Annotated in this window: 5 protein-coding genes and 1 pseudogene; 5 read left to right on the forward strand and 1 reads right to left on the reverse strand. The window is 37.8% G+C overall.

Translation table 11 applies throughout. From position 1 onward, the window contains the following. The first annotated feature begins 341 nt into the window (after positions 1 to 341). The 4 genes from V7K69_RS14505 (at position 342) to V7K69_RS14520 (ending at position 6,030) form a co-directional block, all read left to right on the forward strand. Entirely contained in the window at positions 342 to 2,234 is a 1,893-nt protein-coding gene (locus tag V7K69_RS14505) for a lipoxygenase family protein (protein ID WP_335035443.1), read from the forward strand. A 68-nt stretch (positions 2,235 to 2,302) separates the two neighbouring features. Continuing rightward, positions 2,303 to 3,652: a cytochrome P450 gene (locus V7K69_RS14510; RefSeq protein ID WP_335035445.1), complete on the forward strand. Its 1,350-nt coding sequence runs from the start codon at positions 2,303 to 2,305 to the stop codon at positions 3,650 to 3,652. 89 nt (positions 3,653 to 3,741) lie between these two features. Next, on the forward strand, positions 3,742 to 4,338 hold the full coding sequence (locus V7K69_RS14515; RefSeq protein ID WP_335035447.1) for a hypothetical protein: 597 nt from the start codon (positions 3,742 to 3,744) through the stop codon (positions 4,336 to 4,338). Positions 4,339 to 4,353: 15 nt separating this feature from the next. Next, on the forward strand, positions 4,354 to 6,030 hold the full coding sequence (locus V7K69_RS14520) for an alpha/beta hydrolase (RefSeq protein ID WP_335035449.1): 1,677 nt from the start codon (positions 4,354 to 4,356) through the stop codon (positions 6,028 to 6,030). A gap of 148 nt (positions 6,031 to 6,178) precedes the next feature. On the opposite strand, the gene V7K69_RS14525 is transcribed toward V7K69_RS14520, so the two are convergent. Continuing rightward, positions 6,179 to 6,322 (reverse strand): hypothetical protein, encoded by a 144-nt coding sequence (locus tag V7K69_RS14525; protein WP_335035451.1) that lies wholly within the window; start codon positions 6,320 to 6,322, stop codon positions 6,179 to 6,181. A 978-nt stretch (positions 6,323 to 7,300) separates the two neighbouring features. Between V7K69_RS14525 and V7K69_RS14530 the strand changes: the two are divergent. Next, positions 7,301 to 7,602 (forward strand): annotated as a pseudogene (locus tag V7K69_RS14530) (ShlB/FhaC/HecB family hemolysin secretion/activation protein); the annotation flags it as partial.

Here is a 7,602-nt window from a genome sequence, read left to right on the forward strand (position 1 = left end):
TACGCTTTAGCGTGTGGCTCAGAAGTTAAGAAATTCCAGAAAATTTCTTTAGAAAATTCAAAATTTCAAACTTGATTGCGATAATAAATTTAGGTAAAGGCAATAAGCAACAGGTAAGAGAAAACAGGGCAGGAGTTGGAAGTGGACTATTAACCCATCCAACACTATTGTCCCATTGGGACGGGGCTTCTGACCCGATGAAAAGTCGAGGGAACAAGATCCCCATCTAACCAAAAATCTTCACTGTTGCCCATTGTCTGTTCCTTCGTCCGAAAGTTAGTAACTCAAACCTGTTTATCCTCAAGTGTTAAATTTCTCAGTACTACACATGAGTAGAGCCAATGACTGCTTTATCACCAGATCATTCAATCAGTTCATCAAGTACTCATACTTTAGATATAGCTAGGCAAGAGTATCAATATAACTACAACCATATTCCATCTATTGCGATGGTGGATCAGCTTTCTATTACGGAAGAGTTCACCACTAACTGGTATTTTTTATTAGCCCAGCAGTTACGAGTTCTTTTTATCAATACCTTGATTGTCAACAGAGGCAATCAAGATTCTAAATCGATTCGTGATGATGTCGAAAGATTTATTTTAGAAGCCTTGCTCAAGGGAGCATTACCAGTCAGAATCAGCATTCTGGCAAGAATCCTGCAAATTATCCCTCAGTTTTTGCTCAAAAGTATATCTAAGGATGTTAAAGAACTCGACGATCTTTTTTGTTCTATTCTGAAAGAAAACGGACTTGTGATCCTTAGAGATGCTCTAAATAGGATAATTAACCTTCTCTATGAAGGACAGCCTACAGGACATGCAACCAGTCTCAAGGACTATGAAAATTTATTTCCGGTGATTAGTCTACCAGCGATCGCCAAAACTTACCAGGAAGATGAAGTATTTGCGTACATGAGAGTCGCTGGCTACAATCCTGTAATGATTGAGCGAGTAACTACTCCAAGCGATCGCTTCCCAGTCACAGACGAACATTACCAAGCGGTGATGGGAACTGACGATTCATTAGCAGCAGCAGGGCTTGAAGGTAGACTCTACTTAGCTGACTATAAAATTTTAGATGGTGCGATCAACGGTACATTCCCACACGAGCAAAAATATCTCTATGCTCCCTTAGCACTGTTTGCCTTACCCAAAGGTTCAGACCCCACCCGTCTATTGCGTCCAATAGCCATTCAATGCGGTCAAACCCCAGACCCAGATTATCCAATTGTTACCCCTAACTCCGGTAAATACGCTTGGCTTTTTGCCAAAACAGTTGTCCAAATAGCAGATGCCAACATCCACGAAGCTGTTACTCACCTAGCAAGAACTCACTTGTTTGTTGGTGTTTTTGCGATCGCAACTGCTCGACAATTGCCACTCACACATCCCCTCAGAATCCTGCTGCGCCCGCATTTTGACAGTACATTAGCAATTAACGATGCCGCCCAACGTACTCTCATTGCTCCAGGCGGTGGTGTCGATAGATTACTCTCAGCATCAATCGATAATTCTCGCGTTTTAGCGGTGCTAGGGTTGCAAAGCTATGGTTTCAATAGTGCCATCTTACCTAAGCAATTCCAACAGCGTGGTGTGGATGATCCCAATCTCTTGCCTGTTTATCCTTACCGGGATGACGCATTATTAATATGGAATGCTATTCATCAATGGGTTTGGGACTACCTAAACCTTTACTACACCACCGATGAAGACATTCAAAAAGACAGAGCATTGCAAGCGTGGGCAGCCGAAATCTCAGCTTACGATGGTGGTCGTATCCCCGATTTTGGCGAAGATGGGGGCATAAAAACCCTAAATTACCTGATTGATGCCACTACACTGATTATTTTTACTGCCAGTGCCCAACATGCAGCCGTTAACTTTCCGCAAAAAGATTTGATGGGCTACGCCCCAGCTATACCAATGGCAGGTTATTTACCAGCCTCAACTCTTAAAAGAGAAGTTACTGAACAAGACTACCTCAATTTGCTCCCCCCTTTAGATCAGGCGCAACGGCAATACAACCTACTCAGCTTATTAGGGTCTGTACACTACAACAAGCTGGGCGAATATCAGCAAGGATATTTTACCGACCAGAAAATAAAACCATTGTTGCAGGCATTCCAAAGTAATCTTCAGCAGGTAGAAGATACCATCAAGCAGCGTAATTTGCACCGCCCACCCTATGAGTATCTCCTTCCTTCTAAAATTCCTCAGAGCATCAATATCTGAATTAGGGACAAATAACTAATGACAAATGACAAATGACCAATGACCAATGACAAATGAGAGTAAATACTATGACACTTAAAGATAAAGTTCTCAAAGGTCACGATCGCCAGCTATGGCTTGCACCTATACTAGCCAAAGTAGGTTATGACACTGCGATCGGCAAGTTTCTGCGTTTAATTTTCTATTATACAGATGCCTCAATCATACTCAAAGCGTGGCGGGACTTTCTCTACATCCGTAAGGAAAATATTGGAGACAAATATTTTGCAGTAGACCAAGCAATTATGTATTCCTCTCACTCACAGGTGAGGGAACTAATGCAAACCCAACCACAATTGCGGGGAAATGATTTAGGCATCATCAGAATATTAGCTCCTAGCTACCTACTCGATAATCCTCTAAGTTTAGGAACGAACGGTAACGAACACACAGGACTACGTAGTGTAATCTTACAAGCTTTACCAGAACCGTCCCAAAAGATAGACTTCTTAGGGAATCTAGTTGAGCAAAGCTTGTTAGAAGCTGCTAAACAAGGCAAATTACACATCGGCAACGATTTGCCAAAGATCATCCTATCAGTTTTGCATCAACTGGTTTTTCAGATATCTTTATCTGAGCAAGAAATCACAGCATCCGATAGTTACATAAAAGGTTTAGCTCTCGCATCCTTGCCTAATTTTATTAACAAGTATCTGCTGGCAATATTAACAGCGCCAAAAATTCGGCATCGTCAATATTTAACCAAGCGATATAAACAATCAGCTAAATGGGCATCTTACTTTGAAACAGGCGCTCAGTATCAGTTGAATGAACACCAAATTGCTAATACCCTTTTCGATATGATTCATATCGCTGGTACTGCCGGCACGAGTGCGCTTTTAGGATCAGTGATTGGTGTTCTCTGCTTGAATAATGCCCTCAGAAATGATGTAGTCTCAGAAGTGAATGCAGTCTGGAATGGTAAGAAAACTTTAGATTCAGACGCTCTAGAACAGTTAACAATTCTCAATCAAGTGATTTTAGAAACGGCTCGTCTCTATCCACCTGTGCGGTTTGTTAGCCAACTCACCACTGAAGGGGGTGAAGTTGAGATTGGAGAACAAAAATGTCCATTCCAAAAAGGTACTCGTTTGCTTGGCTCTATTTTTACGGCTAATCGGGATGCCAACAGATACCAAAATCCAGATGATTTTGACCTAACACGGAATTTTTCAGATATTTTATCTTGGAACGGTGAAGGGCATGAGCGAGCCTGTCCTGGTAAATCCTTATCAATTGGCTTTATCAAGATTTTCTGTTTACATCTGTTCCAGAACTATCAATGGGACTCAATTACAGAAGTTAAATGGGATTTTGAAAAAGTGACTGCCGTTACTCCTAATAATTTAGTACTACAAGGTTTTACTAAACAACTATGAGTAATAAAGTTGGGACTTGAAACTTTTGAATTAGAGGATGTTTGGAAAGTGCTTTTTGGATGTCTATTAATTACGAATTAAAAATCAGGATGACTGAATTAATTGAAAAAAAGCAACTCGATAATATTGCAACCTGGATGATTCCAATCAAAGAAACAAACTTACCATCTATCCTGAAGGGTGTGTTCTTTATGGATGGGAATCCCCTTCCAGATACTTGCATTACCATGTACAACTTGGAATGGGACATACAGAACAGAACTTTGGTTTTACCAATTTTTTCCCCGTTACAGTGGACTTTTCATAACTCGATTGCAGGTTGGATATTATTACGTTTAATTCAATGGTTTAAAGTAACTTATAAAATTCAATTTGAAGATGAAACGTTGCAACAAGCTCAAATCATCCCTGTTTTGCTGGGAATGCGAATTTCAACATTGATTGTAAATTGTACAATGTCCCAAGACAAAAATTTTCTCAATGGAGATATTTGGCACAGAAATAACATTTGGTTCGGCGGACTTTCTAGGGCTGGTGAGTATACTCTGCGTAAGGTTGTTGATAAAAATGGTAGTTATACTCCTGCTTTTAACGATATGCTTTCTAGGGTGAAAAATGAGTGTTTAGTGATTGCACACCACTCAAATCAACAAAAAGCGATTACGATACCTGAACCTAAATTGTAAAAGGAAATAGACCTGATGAACTATTGTGATAATCAAAATCTGCCAGACAATCCACCGTATAAAATTTACGAGTTAAAAAAAACTAATCAGGAAAAAATCCCTGGCTATTTAGTAGTTAGTACTGCCAAACTTAACGTTGAGACAGAAGAACATAATTCTAATAGTTATTTATCATTAGTTGCTAATAAAAAGCTTTTTAATCTCAATGATGGACAAGCTGAACCTTCAACCCAAGACATGATTGAGAAAATTGCTAAAACTTTGGAATCAAGCCCCGAACCAGAAATAATTATAAATATTCATGGATATAGTTCTACACCATCTGATACAGAGACAGGCTGCAAAAAGATTTATGAATATATTAATTCGTCTATTCAGCAACCAAATAAGTATATTTTTATTGGATATAGATGGCCATCAGAAAATCCCACAAAAACGGATGAGTCTGGTTCTTTTGGTCAAAAGTTAATCAACGCACTTTCTTCTCTACCAACTTTACTAGCTATCAATTTAGCTCTGGGACTAACAATTAGTATATGGTCTGCTATAGCTTTATTGTTCCTAAATATTTTGAGTAATAGCGCTGTCCACTTTTTCACAGTGATGCTAATTTTATCTGGCATTATATCTTCAATTATTTTTACATTAATTATTCTTAGACTATCTACTTATTTTCGTGATATTTATAGAGCGACTAATTACGGAGTTACAGATTTAGTTGAATTGATTAGACAGCTTGATTATACGGTAAAGCTGCCTCGAAATAAACGGATTAAATTATCTTTTATTGGTCATAGTATGGGATGTTTTGTAGTTACAAATGTAATTCGTATTCTCTCTGATGTTTTTGATGTAAAGTCTATTAATAAAAAACCGGATTCGGATATTGGCAATATATTTAGATTAGGGAGACTTGTGCTAGTTGCACCTGATATTCCTGTAGAAAGTATTTTCCCAGGACGAGCTAATTTTCTTCGTTCTTCTTTACGTCGCTGCGAAGAAGCTTATATATTTTGTAATGAGGGAGACTTAGTGTTACGATTTACCTCTACTGCCGCAAATTATTTTAGTTTCCCAGCGCGAACCCGTATTAGTGGATACAGGCTTGGTAATATAACAGTTAAGCATTTCAACAATAAAAATGATTTAGTGGGTAACACACCCAGATATGGAGTTGTTAATTTGCACAAGCAAGACTATGGTAAAGGTTATAGACTTGACAACCCTTATAAATATTTAGAAATTCGTTCTTCTAGTAGCGAACATAGAAAAATTGAAGAGATAACTAAAATGTCAGAAGATCGGGTACAACCCGCAGATTTATTTACATATTTTGACTGTACAGATTATAAAGATGACCGGATGGATAAGATCGGAATTGTTAGTTCTGCCATCCAAAAACCAGCGATAAATGTTTGGAATTATATTCTCCTAACCTTGGCATTTATTCGGAAGTCTATTAACAATAGAGATCCTCAAGGTATTGATACCCACACAGGCTATTTTGGAGGTGGTTTTAGTCAAAAAGCCATTTACGAATTAGCTTTTTTAGGATTTCAAGGATTTTTACGATCTTTGTCAATTGAAGGAGACGAGTCTGAGCAAATTAGCGCTTTTTCTCAAAGATGTCAAGAAAAGCAAATTCAAGTGATTCTTGCACCGCAAATTTATCAACAAAAAACTCAACGTTAGACAAGAGATTCCGAAATGATTGGTGATACGGGTTGGCAAACGCGACATCCTCACTATTCAACCGATAGTACCTAACCCTTTGACCATCCTCCAGTGGTTGCTGCGACTCATAAGACAATCCGAATTGAGTGAGATACTTTCTCAAAATCTACAGAGAAAATTCATCAAGTGGGATGGTCAGTTTGAGAATCCCCTTAACGTGAGATACATTGTGCTTGGAGAATTCCGCCAAAACCTGAATCATCGCCTCCTCGCCTTTAATCTCAACCCCAGTCATTAGATCGATCAACACTACTCTCAGTCCCAGTCGATGGCACATAAGCCACGCGGTAGAGTGATTGCTACAATCAGTGCAAATGCTCAAGCGATCGCATCTGTCGAGTGTATTCCGATTCACTGGAGAATACAGTGAAAAAGCTAATAGGGAAAATCCTTACAATATTTAAGGATTTTCCTAATTTGATTTTTTGGTATTCAAAGTTAATCTTAAAAAATATGACCAAATAAATTTTTATTAAGTAAATTGATAGCTCAAATTACTTTTAAGAAGCTTTTATTAGGCTGGCTTGTTAATTTACTGACTGAACTATCTTATAGAGTGTAACAGCCTATATTGACCACTTTAAGCGCAACTACGCTTATTTGTTCTCCGGCAAAACAAGATGGCTTTATACCCAAATAAAATTCGTCTTCTAGAAAATAGCCGCCCTCAAATTAAATAATCTTTTAACTTTACAAATTGAAAAAAACAGTATTTACCCTGATGATAGCTGTAAAAAACATAGTCATTATTAATTAGCAAGATATTACAGTACACCACGCTATCGGGGATTAATTACATAAACGTAAATAAATAATCATTGAATAAGAATTAAAAACTTAGAATTCACAAGTCAAAACTAAGACTAATAAATGATCCCATTTAGTATCAGTGTTAACTCTATTTTGTCATTTGGAGAAAATAATAATCAAAGCTAGATTATAAGAATTTGATTTCATCAAGTACTGAAGCTTTATTTTCTCATAAAAACTAAGATTCTTAGACAAAAAATAGAATTCAAAATCTTGTAATCTTTCATTAATTGAATTCTCCTAAAGTTACACAAGATAGTTAAATCCCTTTATTCAGATATTTACTGACTCCCTACCGCTAAGAAGCACCGTTATTTGGTCGGAATAACCAACTGAATTCTGACCCATTAGCGGAACGTCTCTGGCTTTGCTCGTGATTCCTGAATTATTTTTTGTAAATTTAAGGAGAATGGTGTTGGTGAAACAAGTCATTATTGAAAACTCTAGTATTAGTTCAGTATTATTAAACAAGCCTGTAAGTATTATCTCTAGACTGCGACCTCTGGCATTCGGCTTTGTTTTAGCAACAGTATTATCTAATTATCAGCAGGTAATTGCCCAAACTCCAAATCCTGAGACCTTACCACCTGGTCGATTAGAAGAAATTCCTGCCACACCCTTACCTACTGATGTGTTGCCAAAGCCAACAGAGAACAATCAATTGGTTCCTTTGCCAACAATACCAGATGAATCAATTCCAAATCAGGATGACTCGAATGC

Source organism: Nostoc sp., from assembly GCF_036917775.1.
Classification (GTDB): Bacteria; Cyanobacteriota; Cyanobacteriia; order Cyanobacteriales; family Nostocaceae; genus Nostoc.

Coding starts and splice junctions, on each gene's coding strand:
- V7K69_RS14505 (WP_335035443.1), top strand. CDS start 342: ATGACTGCTTTATCACCAGATCATTCAATCAGTTCATCAAGTACTCAT.
- V7K69_RS14510 (WP_335035445.1), top strand. CDS start 2,303: ATGACACTTAAAGATAAAGTTCTCAAAGGTCACGATCGCCAGCTATGG.
- V7K69_RS14515 (WP_335035447.1), top strand. CDS start 3,742: ATGACTGAATTAATTGAAAAAAAGCAACTCGATAATATTGCAACCTGG.
- V7K69_RS14520 (WP_335035449.1), top strand. CDS start 4,354: ATGAACTATTGTGATAATCAAAATCTGCCAGACAATCCACCGTATAAA.